Source organism: Planktothricoides sp. SR001 (genome assembly GCF_001276715.1).
In the GTDB taxonomy this organism is placed as follows: domain Bacteria; phylum Cyanobacteriota; class Cyanobacteriia; order Cyanobacteriales; family Laspinemataceae; genus Planktothricoides; species Planktothricoides raciborskii.
The window spans coordinates 1-20,467 of sequence record NZ_LIUQ01000052.1; the positions used below are offsets into that span (position 1 = coordinate 1).

General features: G+C 45.1%; 18 protein-coding genes and 1 tRNA gene. 13 read left to right on the forward strand and 6 right to left on the reverse strand.

Going from position 1 to position 20,467, the window contains the following annotated elements; translation table 11 throughout:
* The 5 genes from AM228_RS22990 to AM228_RS23010 all read left to right on the forward strand — a co-directional run.
* Positions 1-659: WD40 repeat domain-containing protein (locus AM228_RS22990; protein WP_197285378.1), on the forward strand; the 659-nt coding region annotated here is incomplete at its 5' end.
* A 567-nt stretch (positions 660-1,226) separates the two neighbouring features.
* Positions 1,227-3,434: a transketolase gene (locus AM228_RS22995; RefSeq protein WP_054469276.1), complete on the forward strand. Its 2,208-nt coding sequence runs from the start codon at positions 1,227-1,229 to the stop codon at positions 3,432-3,434.
* A 324-nt stretch (positions 3,435-3,758) separates the two neighbouring features.
* Entirely contained in the window at positions 3,759-4,937 is a 1,179-nt protein-coding gene (locus AM228_RS23000; protein ID WP_231636920.1) for an AAA family ATPase, read from the forward strand.
* Between the two features lie 292 nt (positions 4,938-5,229).
* Positions 5,230-5,595 (forward strand): hypothetical protein, encoded by a 366-nt coding sequence (locus tag AM228_RS34480; RefSeq protein WP_197285379.1) that lies wholly within the window; start codon positions 5,230-5,232, stop codon positions 5,593-5,595.
* A gap of 82 nt (positions 5,596-5,677) precedes the next feature.
* Positions 5,678-6,664 (forward strand): DNA polymerase III subunit delta', encoded by a 987-nt coding sequence (locus AM228_RS23010; RefSeq protein WP_054469278.1) that lies wholly within the window; start codon positions 5,678-5,680, stop codon positions 6,662-6,664.
* Positions 6,665-6,786: 122 nt separating this feature from the next.
* Here the strand turns inward: AM228_RS23010 and AM228_RS23015 are convergent.
* Positions 6,787-6,859 (reverse strand) — tRNA-Ile (locus AM228_RS23015).
* Positions 6,860-7,157: 298 nt separating this feature from the next.
* Between AM228_RS23015 and AM228_RS23020 the strand changes: the two genes are divergently transcribed.
* Together AM228_RS23020 and AM228_RS23025 are read left to right on the forward strand one after the other, a co-directional pair.
* Positions 7,158-7,850 (forward strand): hypothetical protein, encoded by a 693-nt coding sequence (locus AM228_RS23020; RefSeq protein WP_054469279.1) that lies wholly within the window; start codon positions 7,158-7,160, stop codon positions 7,848-7,850.
* 107 nt (positions 7,851-7,957) lie between these two features.
* Positions 7,958-9,532, forward strand: a complete 1,575-nt coding sequence (locus AM228_RS23025; RefSeq protein WP_369817798.1) for a hemolysin family protein — start codon at positions 7,958-7,960, stop codon at positions 9,530-9,532.
* A 169-nt stretch (positions 9,533-9,701) separates the two neighbouring features.
* Here the strand turns inward: AM228_RS23025 and AM228_RS30170 are convergent, their stop codons facing one another.
* Positions 9,702-9,851: a DNA-binding protein gene (locus tag AM228_RS30170; RefSeq protein WP_072160897.1), complete on the reverse strand. Its 150-nt coding sequence runs from the start codon at positions 9,849-9,851 to the stop codon at positions 9,702-9,704.
* A 546-nt stretch (positions 9,852-10,397) separates the two neighbouring features.
* Between AM228_RS30170 and AM228_RS23030 the strand changes: the two genes are divergently transcribed.
* The 5 genes from AM228_RS23030 (at position 10,398) to AM228_RS23050 (ending at position 14,542) form a co-directional block, all read left to right on the forward strand.
* The gene (locus tag AM228_RS23030; RefSeq protein WP_054469280.1) at positions 10,398-11,075 is read left to right on the forward strand and encodes a response regulator transcription factor; all 678 of its coding nucleotides are present in this window, start codon (positions 10,398-10,400) and stop codon (positions 11,073-11,075) included.
* A gap of 408 nt (positions 11,076-11,483) precedes the next feature.
* Positions 11,484-11,795 carry a hypothetical protein gene (locus AM228_RS23035; RefSeq protein WP_054469281.1) on the forward strand — a complete coding sequence of 104 codons (312 nt, stop codon included), beginning with the start codon at positions 11,484-11,486 and terminating at the stop codon, positions 11,793-11,795.
* 178 nt (positions 11,796-11,973) lie between these two features.
* On the forward strand, positions 11,974-12,258 hold the full coding sequence (locus tag AM228_RS23040; protein ID WP_054469282.1) for a DUF1830 domain-containing protein: 285 nt from the start codon (positions 11,974-11,976) through the stop codon (positions 12,256-12,258).
* Between the two features lie 178 nt (positions 12,259-12,436).
* Complete coding sequence (locus AM228_RS23045) at positions 12,437-13,861, forward strand: NupC/NupG family nucleoside CNT transporter (protein WP_054469283.1); 1,425 nt, start codon at positions 12,437-12,439, stop codon at positions 13,859-13,861.
* 18 nt (positions 13,862-13,879) lie between these two features.
* Positions 13,880-14,542, forward strand: coding sequence for a hypothetical protein (locus AM228_RS23050; protein ID WP_054469284.1), 663 nt, complete (start codon positions 13,880-13,882; stop codon positions 14,540-14,542).
* Positions 14,543-14,652: 110 nt separating this feature from the next.
* Here AM228_RS23050 and AM228_RS23055 read toward each other — a convergent pair whose 3' ends face one another.
* Positions 14,653-15,450 (reverse strand): circadian clock KaiB family protein, encoded by a 798-nt coding sequence (locus AM228_RS23055; RefSeq protein WP_231636918.1) that lies wholly within the window; start codon positions 15,448-15,450, stop codon positions 14,653-14,655.
* 133 nt (positions 15,451-15,583) lie between these two features.
* Positions 15,584-16,888, reverse strand: a complete 1,305-nt coding sequence (locus AM228_RS23060) for a type IV pilus twitching motility protein PilT (RefSeq protein WP_054469285.1) — start codon at positions 16,886-16,888, stop codon at positions 15,584-15,586.
* A 222-nt stretch (positions 16,889-17,110) separates the two neighbouring features.
* Between AM228_RS23060 and wecB the strand changes: the two genes are divergently transcribed.
* Positions 17,111-18,232 (forward strand): non-hydrolyzing UDP-N-acetylglucosamine 2-epimerase, encoded by a 1,122-nt coding sequence (gene wecB, locus AM228_RS23065; protein ID WP_054469286.1) that lies wholly within the window; start codon positions 17,111-17,113, stop codon positions 18,230-18,232.
* Positions 18,233-18,542: 310 nt separating this feature from the next.
* Here the strand turns inward: wecB and AM228_RS23070 are convergent, their stop codons facing one another.
* Positions 18,543-18,932 carry a hypothetical protein gene (locus tag AM228_RS23070; protein ID WP_054469287.1) on the reverse strand — a complete coding sequence of 130 codons (390 nt, stop codon included), beginning with the start codon at positions 18,930-18,932 and terminating at the stop codon, positions 18,543-18,545.
* Positions 18,933-19,071: 139 nt separating this feature from the next.
* Positions 19,072-20,244 carry an RNA-guided endonuclease TnpB family protein gene (locus tag AM228_RS23075; protein ID WP_054469288.1) on the reverse strand — a complete coding sequence of 391 codons (1,173 nt, stop codon included), beginning with the start codon at positions 20,242-20,244 and terminating at the stop codon, positions 19,072-19,074.
* Positions 20,245-20,467: the final 223 nt, after the last annotated feature.

The window sequence follows — 20,467 nt, forward strand, 5'->3', positions numbered from 1 at the left end:
AATTGATGACACGCCCTAATATTTGGGATTTGAGTACGGGGCAGGCACTTGGCACCCTCACTGGGCATTCTGGCGTGGTTACTTCTCTCGCCATTAGCCCCGATGGGCAGACTCTTGTGAGTGGCAGTGAGGACCAGACGATTAAGATTTGGGAGTTCGGCACGGGGTGGGAACTTCGCACTCTCAACGGACATTCTAGCCAGGTTAATTCCCTCGCCATTAGCGCCGATGGGCAGACTCTTGTGAGTGGCAGTCGGGGCCAGACGATTAAGGTTTGGGAGTTGAGTACGGGGCACGAACTTCGCACCTTTTCTGAGCGGTTTAGTCGCCTTGCTATCAGTCCCGATGGGCAGACTCTTATCAGTGGCAGTGCTGACAATACGATTAAGATTTGGCAGTTGAGTACGGGTAAAGAACTTCTCACCCTCACTGGGCATTCTCACGGGGTTACTTGCCTCGCCATCAGTCCCGATGGGCAGACTCTTATCAGTGGCAGTGCTGACCGCAGGATTAAGATTTGGGATTTGAGTACGGGGCAGGAACTTGGCACCCTCACGGGACATTATGGCACGGTTACTTGCCTCGCCATTAGCGCCGATGGGCGGACTCTTGTGAGTGGCAGTGAGGACCAGACGATTAAGGTTTGGCGGGTGGTGTGAGTAAAGAAACCGGGTTGAAGAAAGAAACTGAAGAAAGAAACCGGGTTTCTATTAGCGTTGTTGGTTGGTAGCAAAGGTTAACGCAAGAAACCCGGTTTCCCACCGCCCCAGGGACAAGAAACCGGGTTTCTTAAGTCAACCTTTGCCACCCCACCGGCCCCTCCATAGAAACCCGGTTTCTAACCTCTCCCGGCTGCCCCTGCCCCAAGGACAAGAAACCGGGTTTCTCTAAGAAACCCTTGCCACCCCACCGACCCCTCCATAGAAACCCGGTTTCTAACCTCTCCAGGTTTCTAAGCGCTTCAGGTGTTGGGGCTATTTGACTTCGGCTTTCCAAGAAACCGGGTTTCTATGATGGTTGTTGGTTGGTGGCAAAGGTTTCTTAGAGAAACCCGGTTTCTGGTCACCCCCCACCGGCCCCTACATAGAAACCCGGTTTCTCACCGCTTCCGGTTTCTCAGAGGATAGTTAAACAACAAACCTGTTGCGAAAGTGCAAAAATAATAGTTAAATCGATCTAATCTATGAAACGCTATAGATATAGTCACTTTGAGGTAAACCATCAGCATGACCAGCACAGCACCAGCCCCCACCACAGTTCCGGCATTTTGCGAAGGCATCCAATATTTTGGCGAACCGTTGCCCGGATTTGACAAATATGGCCAAGAACCCGCGATCGCCCCTGGGACAAAAGCGATCGCCTCTCCGTCGGATCCTGCGGCGGTCTTTCAAACCCTTCTCGTTGCCGACGCCCTGCGTTACCTAACCATGCAAGTCACCGCCAGCAAAGCATCCGGGCACCCTGGTGGATTTGCCAGCAAAGCCGAAGTTTATGCCGCCTTGGTCATGCTGGGTTACAAAAATATCCTCACGGAAGTGGGCCACCATGCCCCCGGATTTTATAGTGCCATGTTCCTCGATCGCTCCTTAGAACAGATGGATATCGATAACGTGCAACAAATGCGCGATCGCTTCCGGGAACACAAAGGACTCCTCGGCCACCTTTCCGGGCAAATTCCGGGACTCCTCGGACCTGCAGGCCCATTGGGACAAGGGCAACACTTCGCAATGGCTGGCGCCAAACTCCACCCCGGCGTCCTATTCCCTGTCACCATTGGCGACGGTGGACTCGGCGAACCCTACATTATGAGTAGCATGGCCCACTTCCACACCGCCTATCCCAACGTCACCAACTTCCTGCCCATCCTGGTTTGGAACGGCTACTCCCAGGAACATCACAGCATGGTTTCCACCAAACCCAACCAGGAAATGATCGAATATTGGGAAGGCAACGGCTTCCAAGAAATCATCCTGGTCAACGCCAAAGACTTCGACGACCAAAACCAGCCCGGTGACTATGTAGACAGCACCGAATTCTCCCTAGAACAACGGCTAAAATTCACCCAAGCGGTGCTCGAAGGCGTAGACAAAGCCGCTAAATCCGCCCTATCCGGCAAACTCACCGTCTTTATCATCAAACAACTCAAAGGGGCCGGAGTCCACGCCCGGGGCGCCAAATCCCACAACCTCTACGCCCATCACACCCTGGACAACGCAGAAATCGTCAACGCCCTGAAAACCCGCGCCCTGTCCCCAGAAGCATGGCAACTCGTCCGCACCAACTGCGAACGGGCGGGTGGTGGTCCGGCAGTGAAAACCGTGGTGACAGAATTTGAACTACCCTTACCCGAACTGGGTCAACTACCCCTGGAAGAATATGCCGTTGGGGACAAGCAAGTCGCCACCACCGCAATGGGTGAATTAGTCGCCCATGTGGGCAAAACTGACCCCAGTTTCATCGTCTCCAACGCTGATGGTAACGCCGCTTCGGGGATTAATAATATCAACGTTGCCCTCAAAATTGCCCACCCCACCATTGACGAAATTTACTATCAAGGGCCAGAGGGTCAAGTTTACGAACCCCTGAGTGAAGATGCTTGTGCCGGTTTAGCCGCAGGATTAGCCTTATTTGGGTCGCGGACTCTTTGGTGTTCTTATGAATCTTTTGCTATCAATGGTTTACCAATTTGGCAAACGGTGACTCAAGCAATGGCCGAATTGCGCCGGTCTACTCCCTCCACCATTATGTTATTAACTGCCGGGGCATTAGAACAAGGACGCAACGGTTGGACGCACCAACGGCCTGAAATCGAAAACTACTTTGCCGCCATGATGCGGAATGGCAATGTGTTCCCCTTATTCCCCACCGATGCTAACAGTATTCAAGTCTGTTATGACTGGGCATTAACCACCAAAAATAAGGGCATTGTGATTATTGCCAGTAAGTCGCCGTTACCGATTTACACCACCTTTGAACAAACCCGCGAAGGCTTAGAAAAAGGGGCGATACTTCTCCAAGAAATTCCCGGAGAAAAGACCGTAGTTTTCCCAGTGGTCGGGGATATGGTTTTAGCCCCAGTGTTTGCCGCTGCGGAACAATTAAAAGCCCAAGGAATTGGCTCGAAAATTATCTCAGTTATCAATCCCCGTCGCTTATATCGTGATAGCGATACTGCCTGGGCAACCTGTTCCGAACCCGATGGTCTTTTCTTAGAAGATGCTGACTTTGAAAAGTTCTTTGGTGGCGATGCTTTAATTGCCGTTACCGGGGGAACTTCCGCCATGTTAGAACCGATTATGTTGCGTTCTACTGCCAAGCGGGATATCTTTGCTTGGAAGCGGGGCGAAACTGCTGCCAGTGCCAATGAAGTGTTAAATATGAATGGCATTACCGCAGAAAATATGGTCAAACGAGCCCATGAATTGTTAGGGTAAAATAACGCCGTGGTAAAGAAACCGGGTTTCTATGAGTCTTTGGGCTGGGTGACAGATACTTAATCAAAGAAACCCGGTTTCTGACCTCTGAAAATATGGTTTCCATGTGAACTAACCACAGAGGCACAGAGAACACAAAAAATCTAAAGATAATCTACCATACTTTCTGCTTTTTTATAATATAAAACTTAATTTATGCTGGAGAAAAACATGGCAAAAATTGAGTAATTTAGAGTTAAAAATTATCAGGTTTTAAGAAATATAACAATTGGTAGATTATGGAATACAGGAAACCTAGAACCAATTACCCCATTAACCGCAGTTATTGGTAAGAATGGGGTAGGAAAAAGCACTCTTTTTGATGCGTTTGGTTTTCTCGCCGATTGTTTAAAGCTTGGGGTGGAGGAGGCTTGCGATGCTAAAGGGCGTGGGGGATTTGGGAAATTACGCTCTCAAGGAATTAATGAGCCAATTGAATTTGAAATTTACTATAAACAAGATCGGAATGCTCGCCCAATTACCTATGAACTGTCGATTGATATTGATAGCTTCGATCGCCCTTATGTGAAAAAAGAACGACTGCGGCAGAGGCGCAAAGGTCAGCGTTATGGTTGGCCGTTTTCGTTTTTGGTACTGAATGAGGGGACAGGTGTTGTCTGGAAAGGGGAAGAAAATGGACAACAGATCGAGGAAGGCGATCGCAATTTTGATTTATTCCAATTAATCAAAGACATAGAAATGTCCGACGATCGAGAAGAAAGTAAAAAAACTGAATTCGTTGAACTTGACGATAAGCGTAAGTTGGGAATTGCCACCCTGGGGTCTTTGAAACAACACCCCAGAATTTCTGCATTTCGTCAGTTTATTGAAGGATGGTATCTGAGTTATTTTACTCCTGATGCGGCGCGAAGCTTGCCATTAGCAGGGCCGCAAAGACACCTGAATATACACGGAGATAACTTAGGGAATGTAGTTCAATTTATGGAAAGGGAGCATCCCAAACGATTTAAAGCGATTCTAGAACAAATATCAAATAAAATTCCCGGTATAGAAAGAATCAGTACAGAAAAAACTCCCGATGGCCGACTATTACTCCAGTTTAATGACCGAGGATTCACCGATCCATTTTATTCGCAAAAAATGTCCGATGGCACATTGAAAGTATTTGCATACCTTCTGCTTCTGGAAGACCCCAGCCCGTCTCCATTTATCTGTATCGAAGAACCGGAAAATGGCTTGTATCATAATTTACTAGAAACTTTAGTCGCTGAATTCCGCGCCCATGCCACGGGTCGTAAAAGTGATTCACAGATATTTCTGACGACTCATCAACCTTATTTAGTAGATGCTTTGGAACCATCAGAAGTCTGGGTTCTAGAAAAAGGGGATGATGGCTTTGCCAAAATTAAAAGATCCAGTGAAGATCCCATAATTAATAATATGGTGAGTGAAGGCTTACCCCTGGGAAGTCTTTGGTATAGTGATTATTTAGATGTCAGGTAATCCGATGCACTTGGAAATTTGAGGATCAGTCTGGTAAAAAGGCATTAGATATTTTAGTTCCTAATATAATCGGCCCTAACCATACATTTGTGGTTCGGGCTTACAAAGGAATCGGACGTTTACCAAAAAACTTAAAAGGAACGAGCGATCCCAGCAAGCGAATATTGCTCGATCAACTCCCTAAGTTATTAAGAGGATATGGTAAAATGCCGCATACGGTAAAAATTACCAGGCTGCGGTGATTGTTATCTGCGATCTGGATGACTAATGTTTAAAAAGGTTTAAGCATGAATTGCTCAAACTATTAAATGAATGCGATCCTCAACCATTGACTCGCTTTTGTCTGGCTATTGAGGAAGGAGAAGCATGGTTTCTGGGTGATTTAGATGCGATCGCGAAAGCTTACCCAGATGTTAAGTCAGATATTTTGAATTCATACATTAATGACTCTGTATGTGGCACATGGGAAATATTAGCAGATGCGATTTATCCAGGAGGATCAAAAAAACTCTTAGAGCGTGGGTGGCAAGAGGTTGGTAAACAAAAGTCACTGTGGGCAGATAATATTGCTCCTCACATGAATGTCTCTGAAAATAAGTCTCCTAGTTTTCGTTATTTTTATAGCCAAATTATTGATTTATTAAATGATGCAATATAGATGATCATAAAAATCATAACTTTTATGATTAACAATAATTACCAAAATCAGATAAACTTAAACGATAATTAAAGAGAACTTTATGCTTTTTTCTTCGCTCATTGGCCAACCCCAAGCAATAGCATTACTGACTCAGGCGGTCACGAAAAATCGCATTGCCCCAGCTTATTTATTTGCCGGACCTGATGGGGTGGGACGGGCTTTGGCGGCCATATGTTTTGCCAATGTAATCTTGGAAGTCGCCGCTACTAAGTCACAAAAACATCGGGATTTGAAAAATCACCCAGATTTTCTCTGGGTGGAACCTACTTATATGCATCAAGGGCAAAGATTGACTAGCGCGGAAGCAACGGAAACCGGACTAAAACGCAAGGCGCCGCCACAAATTCGCTTAGAACAAATTAGAGAAATTAGTCAATTTTTAGGCCGTCCGCCGTTGGCAGCGAGTCAAGCGGTGGTGGTAATTGAACAAGCGGAAACAATGGGGGAAGCACCCGCGAATGCGTTGCTTAAAACTCTGGAAGAACCGGGAAGGGCGACGTTAATTTTAATTGCTCCGTCGGTGGAGTCGCTGTTGCCTACTTTGGTGTCCCGGTGTCAGCGGATTCCCTTTTATCGCTTGGAAGAAGAGGCAATGGTGCAAGTGTTGCAGCGAGTGGGCAAGGGTGAGGTAGCTGAGGATAAAGCAGTGATAGCAATGGCTCAGGGTTCTCCCGGTCGAGCGATCGCCTGTTGGGAACAATTGCAAGAAATTCCCGAAGACTTGTTAAGGGCGATCGCTCAAAAGCCCTCGACGGTCAAACAAGCCTTAGAACTTGCCAAACAAATCAATAAAACTCTGGATACCCCCGCCCAATTGTGGTTAATTGATTACTTACAACAGTTATATTGGCAGCAACAACATCACGATCCTTTTCGCGATACTTTTCCCATTCAAAAATTAGAAAATGCCCGCAGCTATTTACTGAATTATGTGCAACCCCGTCTGGTTTGGGAAGTCACCTTAATGGAAATTAGCGCCGGGGTCAACAATTCCCCGACGCCGAGCGTGCTAATAGGTAAAATTTGAGGAAAATTTGAGGAAAATTTGAGGAAAATTTGAGGAAAATTTGAGGAAAATTTGAGTGATTCTATGCTTGTCAGGATTAAGGCCATCGCGATCGGCCTTAATCCGCAAGTAGATAAGTAAAATGGGCAGTGCAGGAGTTGAACCCGCCTAAGGCGAATTATGAGTTCGCTGCCTCAACCGCTCGGCCAACCGCCCAAAGATTCCCCGATCCGAGGATTTACGGAGATTTTTGTGATACAGATTACGTCAAAGATACTTTGATTGTATCCTAAATTGGTAGGATATGTCTAGCGATCGCCGAATTAATTTTATCGGCTCCTGACGGAATCTGTCCCAGCCTTGGTGTAATAAAGTAAAAAGGTGAGATATGCTGTAGCCTGGATTCGCTGACGAGAAAGCGGGATTGGCATCTTGGCCGCCACTGTCTAAATCCGTGGTCAAAAGCAGATCAGCCATTTTCCACCATATTAATTGAGACGTTGTACTATCACCGATGAGAATTAATCCGACTGTTATTTTGACCTTATTGCTTTTAGGGATGATGTTTGCGGCTGGTGCCACCAGTGCCCAGTTGGGCTTAAAACTGGGGACTGATGCCCTCAAAGAAATTACCCAGCCGGAAATCAGTCCTACCAGAAACCGCAAAGAACAAGAAGAAGGGTTAGGCAAAGGAAACGCCATCTCTTTTTTGAGTGAGGACAAAATTCTTCAGCGAGTCAAGGCGATCGAAGAAGGCAAAGTTCCCGCCGAAAAATCCCCAGAAAACAAAGCCGAAGCGAAAAAACCGGACAAAGCTGCTGCTGAACCTGAGAAAGCACCGGAACCGAAAAAAGCAGAGGGTAACTTTCCTCTGACCAGCAAAAGTCAGGATGTGACTTTGAATATCAACTCGGTGCAAAAAGATGGATCTTGGCTGATCATGGATGTCAGCTTAAAAAATGATAGCGATCGCTCCGTGCAGTTTTTGTATAGTTTTCTGAATATCACTGACGAGCAAGGTCGGGCATTGAGTGCCACCACCGAGGGTTTACCCGGTGAGTTGCCTGCGGATCAAAAAAATTATTCGGGCAAGATTAAAATTTCTACGGCTTTACTAGATAATGCCAAACAGCTTTCTTTGACTCTGACGGATTACCCAGATCAACAGTTGCAATTGCAACTTGCCAATATTCCAGTGGTGAGATAATCCAGGTTTAATTCAATCGTTGAGGTTCTCTAATCAGGTTGGGCAATGTTTAATCTCCAGGAAAATCTGCTAAATATTGAAGGCATGAAGCAATCACCATGAATTTGATGCTGGAGCCTTCAATATTTTTACTAAGATTAGCAATGGCTGCGGAAACAGCTTGGCCGTCGGATATTGTTCTGCGTTTATTATCCGTGTTGGCGCTGATTGCGATTAATGGCTTTTTTGTCACCGCTGAATTTGCTATGGTGTCGGTGCGGCGATCGCGGATTAATCAGTTGGTGGATTCTGGGAATATTCCAGCGAAAACCGTGCAAAACTTACAACGAAATATTGAGCGACTGCTCTCCACCACCCAGTTGGGCATTACTCTTTCCAGTTTAGCCCTGGGTTGGATTAGCGAAAATACTATGGCGATTGTGGTCGCTAGAGCGATCGCCCACTTGCCGATCCCTGACCCACTCAACCAAACTCTAGCCCATTCTTTAGCCATTCCTCTGGCATTTTTGCTGGTGGCTTACCTGCAAATTGTGCTGGGGGAACTATGTCCGAAATCTTTGGCCATGTTGTACTCAGAACAACTGGCTTTATTATTAGGCCCACTAAGTTTAGCGATCGCCCGTTTTTTTAATCCCTTCATTTGGATTCTCAATCAATCCACCCGCTGGTTATTACGTCTGGGAGGAATTCGTTATACCCCAGGCAGTTGGTACAATCGGGTCACCCCCGAAGAACTGCAAATGATTATTGCCACGGAAAGAGAATCCACAGGATTAGAAGCGGAAGAACGAGAATTACTCAGTAATGTCTTTGAATTTGGGGATGTCTTAGTCGGTGAAGTCATGGTTACCCGTACCCAAATTCGCGCCCTTTCTTATGAGGGCAATTTTAAAACTTTACTCAATGAAGTGGTCAGCAGCGGTCACTCCCGTTATCCGGTCATGGGAGAATCTTTAGATGATATTCGGGGGATTATTGATTTCAAAAAATTAGCCGAACCGTTGTCAAAGGGGATGCTGGGTTTAGAAAGTCCGCTCGCTGAATGGGTGCGACCAGCCCGGTTTGTCCAAGAATATATGCCATTAAGTGAATTATTACCCTTAATGCAGCGATCGCAGCAAGCAATGGTGATGGTGGTTGATGAATTTGGGGGGACGGCTGGATTAGTCACCATTAATGATTTAGTGGCAGAAATTATCGGCGATCGCCATGAATTAGAAAGACCAGAAACGGCGATCGTGCAAATGATCGACGATCAAACCTTCCTAGTTCAAGCCCAAATTGACATTGAAGAACTCAACGAACTTCTCAATCTCAATTTTCCCATCAATGATGAATACCAAACCTTTGGCGGTTTTATCATTTATCAACTCCAAAAAATTCCCAACCAGGGAGAAACCTTCATCTATGATGGCCTAGAAATTACCGTCATCGCTACGGACGGCCCCCGTTTAAACCAAATTCAAATCTACCGTCCTGAAAACACTCAATTGCCTCAAGACCAAGAATTCGTTGAACATTTAGCGGAGATTTGCGACCCCGATACTTTTGCCTCAGAAGCGGCAGCAGAATTGTCACAAAAGCTATCCACCGATGATGTAACTATAGATGAATTTAGCCTAACTTTAGACAGTGAAAACCGGGAAAATACTGAAAACCGGGAAAATACTGAAAGCCGGTAAAATATTGAATTAAAATCGCGAAAGCATTTTCATTCCTGGAATTATCCCTCATCTAATTCATATAACTCATAAATTCAAAGGGAGATATCATACCATTAAAACTTATGCAATTAACAATCAAAACAAAAAACACATTATATTATGTCATCAATTAAATAAAAACCGATAATTATTCAGATTTTTTCTGAGGTTTTGGTAAACGCTTAATATAATTCCTAATTACTTCCGACATGGAAACTTGACGGTTTTGGGCGACTGCCTTTAAACGTTCTAGTTCCTGAGTGTTCAGCCGAATTCGCAGCATATAATCTCTAGGCATATCCTTTTAATTCTCCTTACATTCTTAGAGTACCTATTTCTCGCAAATTATGACAAGCGGCCATAATTCAAAAAGAAACACCCTAGAGAATGTGATTCACTTCATCAACCGACATCAAGACGTAGCAGCACAAAGCTGGGGAAGCATTTGAAATGGAAACTATTTGCACAATATTTGCAAAATGCCTCAACCATAAAGAATAGTTTATAGTAAATTCCGGTTCCCCAGCTTTTTTGCTTAAATCAATCTGGTTTTAATGTTGTCTTTATTTTGCGATCGCCGATAAAATAATTAAGACCCTTCAAATTTATGAGCATAATCCTGATTTAGCAAGTTTTTTCGCGGGCTTGAACATTTTCCCCGAATTCTCATTTATAACTATTATTGGTTATTCGTTATTGGTTATTAGTTATCGCTTATTAGTTATCGCTTAATGCTGATTGGTGATTTGAAGAAATAGCGTTCAAATAACCAATAACGAATAACCAATAACCAATTAATCTGTATTCAGAATTACAAAACTTTTAATGTTTAGCAATTGCTCTAATGAAAATCCTGGTAGTAGAAGATGATAAGCTCCTCAGTCAAGCACTAGCCGAAGCGCTGAGGGATCAGCACTATATTGTTGACGTGATTTCCGATCCGGAACAGAGTTGGAAATATCTCAACACGGGCAAATATGACTTAATTTTACTCGATATTCTATTACCTAAACTTGATGGAATCACTCTCTGTCGCCGACTACGGGCTGATGGTTACTCCATGCCGATCCTGATCCTCACAGCCCTGAGTGGTAGTACCGATAAAGTGCGTGGATTGGATGCAGGCGCCGATGATTATTTAGTCAAACCCATTGATTTTCAAGAGTTATTCGCCAGAGTGCGGGCGGCATTACGTCGAGAGGTGGCTACAGCCTCACACAAATTGTATTGGGATGGACTAGAACTCGATCCGATCACTTATGACGTGACCTATCAGAAGCAGCCTTTGCACCTCACCCCGAAAGAGTATTCTGTCCTAGAGTTGTTGATGCGTAACGGTCGCCGAGTCCTTAGTCGTAGCATTATTATTGAACATCTTTGGAATAGCGACGATCCACCCGGAGAAGAAACGGTCAAAGCTCACATCAAGCGGTTAAGAAAAAAACTGCACGCGGTTGGTGCGCCGAAAAATTTGATTGAGACCGTTCACAGCTTGGGTTATCGCCTCAAACAATTTTCTTAAGATTTTCTTAAGATTTTTTTTAGATTCTCGATCGCTGATTGTCCCGATTTTTTCCCGATTTTTTACCCAAAATCTTCTGATTTTGGGAGTACGGTGACAATAGGTGAACAAAAAACCAGTGATTTGGCAGTCAGTTTAGGGATTTATCCTATTTGATGCGGCCAAAATCATCGTTTTTTGTTGAAATTCAGGATTTACGGATCGCCGATCTGGTAGCGGTGATTCGGTTTATCACCCCGACTTAAAAGGGTTAAAGATCCAAGTTTGTCTCAGGTCTTACATCCTGTTTAGTATCACTTTTTGAGCAAAATTTGCTCAAAATTTGCTCAAAAAGTGATGCTGATTACCAGAAACCGGGGAGATTTGAATCGTCTATTTTGATTGTCATCGTCAGTTTAACCTTGAATTATGTATCAAATTACCGAAAAATGCCTGGATAAAATCAGCTATCAAATCGTTATTGAAGAGGTTGAAAATGCTTTAGCATCCTATCCAGAGTGTTGTAAATCTAATCAAAATTTACGTGATTTTAGACAAGAAGTCATCACCGATGTGACTGAAAAAATCTTGTCAAATCGATTGTTGCAAAAACGTGAAAAATCCTCGTTTCAAAGATTGCCTTATAGATCGCTAGAATTGCGCTTACTGATTGAGGACTATGCACACGCAGCCATTAAATTCAGATTGCAAGGACACCAATTCAATAAATTGAGTGATTGACTGAATTGCAATCTGACCCGCGATCGCTCTATGACCTTAATATCATCTGTTAGACCATATGCCAGATTTTCACCTTTTTCAAATACGCCAAACCCTTTTTTTATTATACTTTTTAGGTAATTTTACGAGGGTAATAAATTCATTAATAGAGGCTAATTAACCGGGGGATAGTCATTGTATGAATATGCAAAATGCCTATAATGAAAAAATTCTTTGCTACTATTTTAATCCTAGTAGTGAACTACAAATTATCACAGTGAAAAACCTAGCGGAAAAACACTATCAAAGAGTAGTTTTTCCTAAGCAAAGATTGTTTTTTGAGGCTTTTCCCAATTCTTTTTTAGAAGTTCATCGCCAAACATTTACCGGCACCGATTTAGTAGACAAGATTAGTTGTCAAACTTTGCAGGTTTTAAACGAAGACAATGTTAAGGGAATCGATAATCTAAGCACGGTGCAATGAGCGTTTAACCGAAAACAAGAGCAAAAACGCTGATTCGCTTGCTGTATTCGTCAGGAAAATTTGATGCGATCGCCTTGTAATCCCTTTATATCTGCTTCAATAGTGAAGATGTAACCCATAGTGGGTTACTTTTTTTAGATAGATGAGGGAGTGTTTCCAGTAGGAGACTACTAGATCGATGAATTTAACCTTAAATTTAATTTCCTTTCTGGGAATTTTTGCGCTTTGCTTCGTGGCATGGCTGGGAAGCGAAGATCGCAAAGCATTACCAATCAAAGTGATTGTTTGGGGTATTGCTCTGCAATTGGTGCTGGGGTTGTTGGTGTTTCAAGTCCCCATCACCCGCAATCTAATCGCCAATTTGGGCGATTTGTTTAATGCCTTAATTGACGCGGCTGATACCGGGGCTCGGTTTCTGTTTGGGGACTTGATTGTGCCCAAGATGGAATCCGTGGGGCCTGGAGCCGCCGGACGCTGGATTACTAGGGCATTACAAAATCCTTATGTGGCAGTTCCGGGCGATCGCCTAGGCAACAACTTTCTGGACTTTGGTTATATTTTCGCGTTTCGGGCATTGCCCCAGGTGGTTTTCTTCTCTGCACTGGTCAGTTTGTTGTACCGTTTGGGATTAATTCAACCCATTGTTAAATTATGTGCCATAGTCTTTCGGGCCACGATGGGAATTAGTGGGGCTGAATCTCTATCCGGGGCAGCGAATATCTTTGTGGGGATTGAATCGGTGATCGCCGTCAAGCCATTTTTGGCCGATATGACTCGGAGTGAAATCTGTGCCATTTTAACCAGTTGTTTTGGTTCGATCGCCTCCACGGTGTTGGGACTCTATGCGGGTTATTTGCGGGGGACATTTCCCAATATCACCGCTCACTTGATGTCGGCTTCGTTTATCACCATTCCTGCTTGCTTTGTCATCGCCAAGATCCTGGTGCCAGAAAAAGAAGAACCAAAAACATTGGGGACAATTCCCGAAGAACCAGAGGATGACAGCCAAGAAAAACCCAGCCCAATGGACAGCTTAATTGTGGGCGCCCTGGATGGAGTGAACATGGCCACCGGGATTGCTGCGGTGTTAATTGCGATTATTGGGTTGGTGGCAATCTTAAATAATATGTTTGGTAGTTTAGCCGGTCTTTCCCAGAGTTCTTTTGCCCCTTGGCAATTGATCGGCAACTTGTTTTCTGTCGTCACTCTGAATAATATCTTTGGGGTGTTATTTTTCCCCTTAACTTTGTTAACTGGGGTTTCCTTAAATCCCCCAGAAATTTGGCAAGCTTCGGTGTTAATTGGCCAACGGGTGCTGCAAACTTCAATTCCGCCTTATATTGAACTCGCCCGACTGAATTCACAACAACTCATTAGCGATCGCGCCATGTTGATTGTCAGCTATGTGCTTTGTGGCTTTGCCCACATTCCTTCCTATGGGATTTTCGTCGGCGGTTTGGCCAGTCTAGTCCCCTCTCGGCGCAATGAAATCAGTTCTCTGGGTTGGATATCCTTATGGGCTGCCACATTAGCCACCTTAATGACCGGATGTATTGCGGGGGTTTTCTTCTTCGGCGATAGTGCATCGATTTTGGGCAGATAAAATATCGGAGTGGAGAATATGAAACGAAAACAATTGTGGTTTATCGGTTTAGCTTGGATCACTTCCATGCTGCTGATTTTTAGCACCGTAGAGCCCTCTACCTCAGCAGTTCAAAATTTTTTTAGGGCAGCAGCACCTGCGTCCCCCGGAGTTTCCGTAGCCCCAGCTACCACTTCCAACCCGCCTGCGGCAACCCTCTCAGCCCCGACCCTGCCACTGAGTGAGGCACCGTACAAAGATCCCCAGGGTCGATTTGAAGTGGGAATTCTGGAAAACTACAAAGTTAGCGCGATTCCGCAAAGCGGATCGCCTTCGCGAATCGCCGATGCACCATTAATCGAATCACCGGATGGAAATCTGGCTTATACCGTAGTTGTGCAAGCCAAAATTACCACCGAATCATTCACCAATGAAGCATTGGCACAAATGGCCAGCAATCAGTTTCAACGGGGAGAAGGATTTCAACCAAATCAGTTAAAAATATTATCCCCCGGAGAAATTTTAATTCCCTGGACAGGTAGCCTCACCATTGGCAAAAATAAACAGCCGATAACAGGTGAAATCTTGGTGCGACAGAATCAAGATCAAATTATCATGTTACTGGTGTCAGCCACCGAAGATGCCAAGGACAATATTCCTAGTGCGATCGGCACATTATCGGATTCTCTTAAATCACTTTAAAATAGGGAACCCACTTCAGGACTTACGCCAAAATTATAAAACGGCGATTCGTGAATTGCTCCGACAAGGGCTGGTAAAAACCCCATTAGAAAGCGTAAGTCCTGATTAGATTACCTAAAAGTGGATAAAACTTGTCTCAGTTTATCCAAATTTTCTAAATCACCCACAATTTTTCTCATCGGCAATGGCCAAATTTTTACCAAAGTCGGAGTAGCAGTAATTTGATAAATTTCTGTTTGTTCTGGATGCCGGGAAATATCAATAACTTTTAAAGTGTAAGTCATCCCCAAAGAATCTTCTAAAATTTGATGCAAAATTTCCATAGTTCGCTGGGTAATCGCCGACCGACCGGATACAAATAAATGAAATACATATTCTTGGGTTGATTCTTGAAGGGACTCTTGATTTGCCGATACAATAATAGAAACTTTACCCGATTTATCCGCTGAGTTGTTAGAGGCAAAACTGAGAAAATTTTCCGGAGGGTCGCAGCGAAAAATAAACTGGTGAGTTTGCCAAAGAATCGGGAATTTTTGATGATACTTACCCAATACCATTGGATAAAATAAATCTTCAGGCCAATGAGAACAAGCCCAAACTAAATCACCCGTATCAAATAAAAGATTAAGTAATCCTTGATGACGAATTACCGGGGGATAAGCCTCCGCAAAAACTTTAACTTGCTGCGTGCGCGGATCGAGCCATCGATCAACGGTTGCTGTATAACCTGGAACCAAGAAATGTGGAGGTTCAGATAAGCCCAGATATTCTTGCAAAGCGGCACATAAATGCAGATGCCATCTACCTTGTTTATTAGCATCGATACAATAAATGACATCTCCTCCAGGAGTAAATAGGGCAATTCCTTTAAAGGATTTCGGAATTTCTGTAGTTTTTTTCGTAGTCAATGGATTCTCGATAAATCTGTGAAAAGTGTGTGAAAAGTAATAAAAAGTGAAATAGAAAAACTCAACCCTATCGAGAAAGTCTGGAAGTCTGACATTCCGCCAAAACTTCCAGGGACTTGCCAGCATCATGCACTTAGATCCGACCCCGCAACATTTGACCCATTTCGTTAGGAGTGGGAGACTGTTCTAAGGCAATTTCTTCAGTAATTTTACCGGCTTGATAAAGCTCATAAAGCGATCGGTTCATCGTCGTCATACCTTCAAAAGTATCTTTCAGCATTATTTGTTGAATTTCCTCATACTGTTCTTTGACGATGTATTCCTTAATCACGTCGGTATTAATTAAGATGTCGTGAAACGCAGCCCGTTTCCCATCCGCAGTTTTACAGAGTAGCTGGGCAATAATTGCCACCAGAGATTCGGAAATTGATTTTCTCAAGGGAGGTTTTTCTTCTGGGGGAAACATATCCAAAATCCGAGTCAAGGTTCCCACGGCACTGTTAGTGTGCAGGGTTCCCGCCACCAAGTGACCTGTAGAAGCCGCTTTGAGAGCAATTTGCATCGCTTCCGCGTCCCGAATTTCTCCCACCAGCATCATGTCCGGGTCTTGTCGCAGCGCCCCTTTCAGGGCGTTCATAAATTTCAGCGTATGTCGTCCGACTTCCCGGTGCTTAATCAGCGACTTTTTACTCTCATGGACGAATTCTACCGGGTCTTCAATGGTGATAATGTGATGGGCAAACTCCTTATTAATGTAGTCAATCATTGCCGCCATCGTGGTAGACTTGCCTGAACCCGTCGGTCCCGTCACCAAAATCAGCCCCTTGTGGTAGTGACAGACTTTTTTAAACACTGGCGGTAAGCTCAACTGCTCCATCGTCAATATTTTCGCCGCAATCAGTCGGAATACCACCGCAGGACCGGCTAAGGAGTCAAAGGCACTGATCCGGATCCGCACAAACCCAAAGTCAAACACCCCGTCAAAGTCCAAGTTTTGTTGGAATTGTTGAATTTCCTCTGGGGTCATGCATTCCCGCAACCAGGACATAAAGGTATTCAAATCGGTTACGGGATAACCAGCGTCAGTAATTTCACCGCGTTTACGAAACCGGGGAAGCTCGTTTACACCAAGGTGAACGTCAGAAATCCCTTCTTCATTGGCTCGCCAGATAATATCTCTCAAGGTTGGCTGTCCCGGACCAAGACCCGAACTTGCCGGAGTTGCCGGGGCTGCCGGTTGACTAGCTTGAGGCGGGCGGGCGGCTGCCGGGGCGGGGGCGGGGGGGGCGGGTACGCTGGGCGCCGGTGGTTTTGCAGGGGGCGCGGTGGGGGGAGGCCCAGCAGTGGGAGGAGATGGAGGCCGACCCGCCATCGGCGGCGGCGGTACGGGCGGGCGTCCGGCGGGGGGCGGGGGTGGTGCTGGGCGCTTTGATGTCATAACAGGCTCCTAAGTTGACGATACAGACATCGGATAGCAATATTTTCACCGATCTGTTTCCAGATGGATGAATTAATTAAAAAATTTAGGGTCATTGTCAGACGGTCAAGCCGTTGACTGTTTACACTAAATTTGATTTGGCTTTTTTGTGACGTTTCTCAGAATTTTAGACGATCTGTCAGAATTTTAACGGTTTCAATATTTACTGGTGAGTTTATTCATATGTCAAAATCCCCGATTAAGATTTGTATTACCCTGGGAACTCGCCCGGAAGCGATTAAACTGGCTCCCGTGATTAGCTTGTTTCAGCGATCGCCAGCTTTTACCACTCAGGTGGTCTTAACCGGGCAGCATCGGGAAATGGTGGATCAAGTGATGCAACTATTTGATTTAGCCGCTGACTCGGATCTGAAGATTATGCAGCCCAAACAAACCCTGACGGATATTACCTGTCGGAGTTTAAAAGGACTCGAAGAGTTGTTTACTCAGGAAAAACCCCAACTGGTTTTGGTGCAAGGGGATACAACCACTGCGTTTGCTGCGGCTTTGGCGGCATTTTATCAACAAATCCCCGTGGGTCATGTGGAAGCCGGGTTAAGAACGGATCATTTATTTAATCCCTATCCCGAAGAAGCCAACCGACGTTTAATTTCCCAGATCGCCCAGCTTAATTTTGCCCCCACCACCCAATCGGTGGTAAATCTCCAACGTTCTGGGATTGCTGGGGCGATTCACCAAACCGGCAATACGGTGATTGATGCGTTGCTGACCGTTGCCCAGGGACAACCTGATTGTCCCGTTGAGGGGTTGGACTGGCATAAATACCGGGTATTGTTAGCTACGGTTCATCGCCGGGAAAATTGGGGCGAACCCCTGCAAGGAATTGCCCAAGGATTTTGCCAAATTTTAGAGAAATTTCCCGATACTGCGTTGTTGTTGCCATTACATCGCAATCCCACGGTACGGGAACCTTTGCAAGGGATCTTAGGAGATCATCCTAGGGTTTTTTTAACCGAACCCCTGGATTATGGTCAGTTAGTTGGGGCGATGCAGCGCTGTTATTTGTTATTGAGTGATTCTGGTGGATTGCAAGAAGAAGCTCCCGCTTTGGGTAAGCCGGTGTTGGTGTTGCGAGAAACTACGGAACGGCCAGAAGCGGTTGAGGCGGGAACTTCCAAGCTGGTGGGGACTGAACCAGGGGGGATTCTAGCGGCTGCCAGTGAGCTACTCAGTGACACGGCGGCTTATGAGAAAATGGCCAAGGCCGTAAATCCGTTTGGGGATGGTCATGCAAGTGAGCGGATTTTGCAAATTGTTAGTGATTATTTCGGTTTAGACTCTTAGGGTGTAGGGTCTGGGGCCGCCATCGGTGTAGGGGAGCGGAGGGGATGAGGGGCAGAGGAGCTTCAGGAGCAGAGGAGACCGCCGTCGGCAGAGGAGTTTCAGGAGCAGAGGGGCAGAGGAGATGAGGAGAAAAATATCCCCCCTGCACCCCTGCACCCCCGCTCCCCCGCTCCCCATGAATATAGCTGGGTAAAATTTCGGGTATTTGAGCCAAATAAAAGCCTGTCGTCTCACGTTTTCCCTGGTTTCTGAGCCAATAATGCCTCCAGGGGTGAGTTCAACAGGCATGAGATGATCGAAAAAACAAGACTTAATCTAAATAGCCCATCAGGACTTCATAATCATCAATAATATTGGATGCGATCGGGCGAAGGGCGGTCAGCATCCCAGTAATGTGCAGGGTGCTCGAGGTAATCGGTCGAGTCCCGGAAGCAAACATCGTATCTTGAACTTTGAGGCTTCCGGCGCCAATTGGGCGAATCCCTGCTTGGTTGAAGGTATCAACCACTACTAAACTACTTGGAGTGACCGGGCGGTTGGCAAACACCATTTTCGGTATGGCTACCTGAATGGCTGCGGATGTTTTGGTTTCTGCTGGATTCTCGTTAATGGTTTTTTCCTCAGTTTTCTTTACAGTCTTTTTTTCTTCAGGGCTGCTGGTTTTGCTTGTCCCTTTAGCTTCCTCAGTGCTGGTGGTCACGGTCTATTCCTCTCGATTCGATTTGTGACGCCGTTAGCAATCAAGGAGAACCCTAAAATAACAACAGGATTCAGCTTGTGATAACACGCTTACATTAGTGAACTACCCACGCCGAATCAAAGATTACGGCGTGGGCTTCCTATCCAGAAACCTGCGAGACAGTAGAAGACTTCCGTCCTTTACTGCCTCGTCTTACAGTTTGACAATAGGCGGAATCCCCCGTTCCAGAGGTCAAAATGCGCAGTCCTTCATCTCGAATATTGATGGCAGCGTTGATGTCACGATCATGTTTTGTACCGCAACTATGGCACTGCCAAAAACGAACATCTAGGGGAAGGCTGTCAACCCTATTTAAGCATACGTTGCAGGTTTTAGAAGATGGGAAAAATCTGTCAACTTCCAGATAAACTTTCCCTTCCCATTCTGCCTTGTACTTTAACATGGTGCAAAATTGCCCCCAGCCTACTTGTCCAATGGACTTGGCTAGGCAATGATTTTGCCTCAGATTTTGTACAGCCAGATTTTCTACCAAAATGACTTGGTTTTCGTCTACTATCCTGCGCGATAGTTTATGGTGAAAATCCTCTCTGCAACGAGCTATTTTGTTATGGATAGCAGCTACCTGCCGTCTGGTTTTTTCACGATTATTAGACTCTTTTTGGCGGCGCGATAAACGCTTTTGCTTCCGTTTTAAGTTGCGCTCATGCTTTTCTAACCATCGTGGATTGGCAAATTTTGAACCGTCGCTGGTGACTGCGAAATGGTTCAGCCCCAAATCAATCCCTATCGCTTTCCCTTCAGTAGATAGCTCAGGAGATTCTTTTCCGTCGTCTACCAAAACAGAAGCAAAATATTGTCCCTTACTGTTCATAGACACTGTTACGGTTTTGACTGTCCCTTCTAAGTCTCTATGAATAACAGCAGGAACTTCTCCTATTTTGGGGAACTTGATGCTTCTGTCTAGGACTTTGACGTTTTGAGGGTAACTAATGGATTGATGCCCTCGTTTGGATTTGAACTTAGGATACTTAGCTCGACGTTCAAAGAAGTTAATAAATGCTCTAGATAAATTAAGAGCAACAACTTGTAGGCATTGGGAATAAGGCTCTAATAACCATTCATGCTCTTTTTTTAAGTCTGTAATGGCTTTTTGAATCGCAAAACGACTCAGCCCTTTACCTGTATTCTTGTAAGTTTCTTTGACTTGATTCAAGGCATAATTCCAAGCGAACCGACAACAGCCAAACGAGCGTCGAAAATGTAACGCTTGTTCTGGGGTTGGATAGAGTCGGTACTTTGTTGCCTTGACCATTTGTAAGAAAATGAATTCATGTTAAGTTAACTCTAGCATAAAATGTGGGGGATGTCCATGTATCCCGATGTTGACCCCACTGGAACGCGGGATTTATTGCCTCCCCCACACCCCCACCATTAGTTAAACTTTCGCCCCAAAGGGGAATGCCTGCAAATCAGATAGCTGTTATGTTTGCTGGCGATCGCTCCACAATTATCTTTGCCCTGAGAATTTCCCCTCG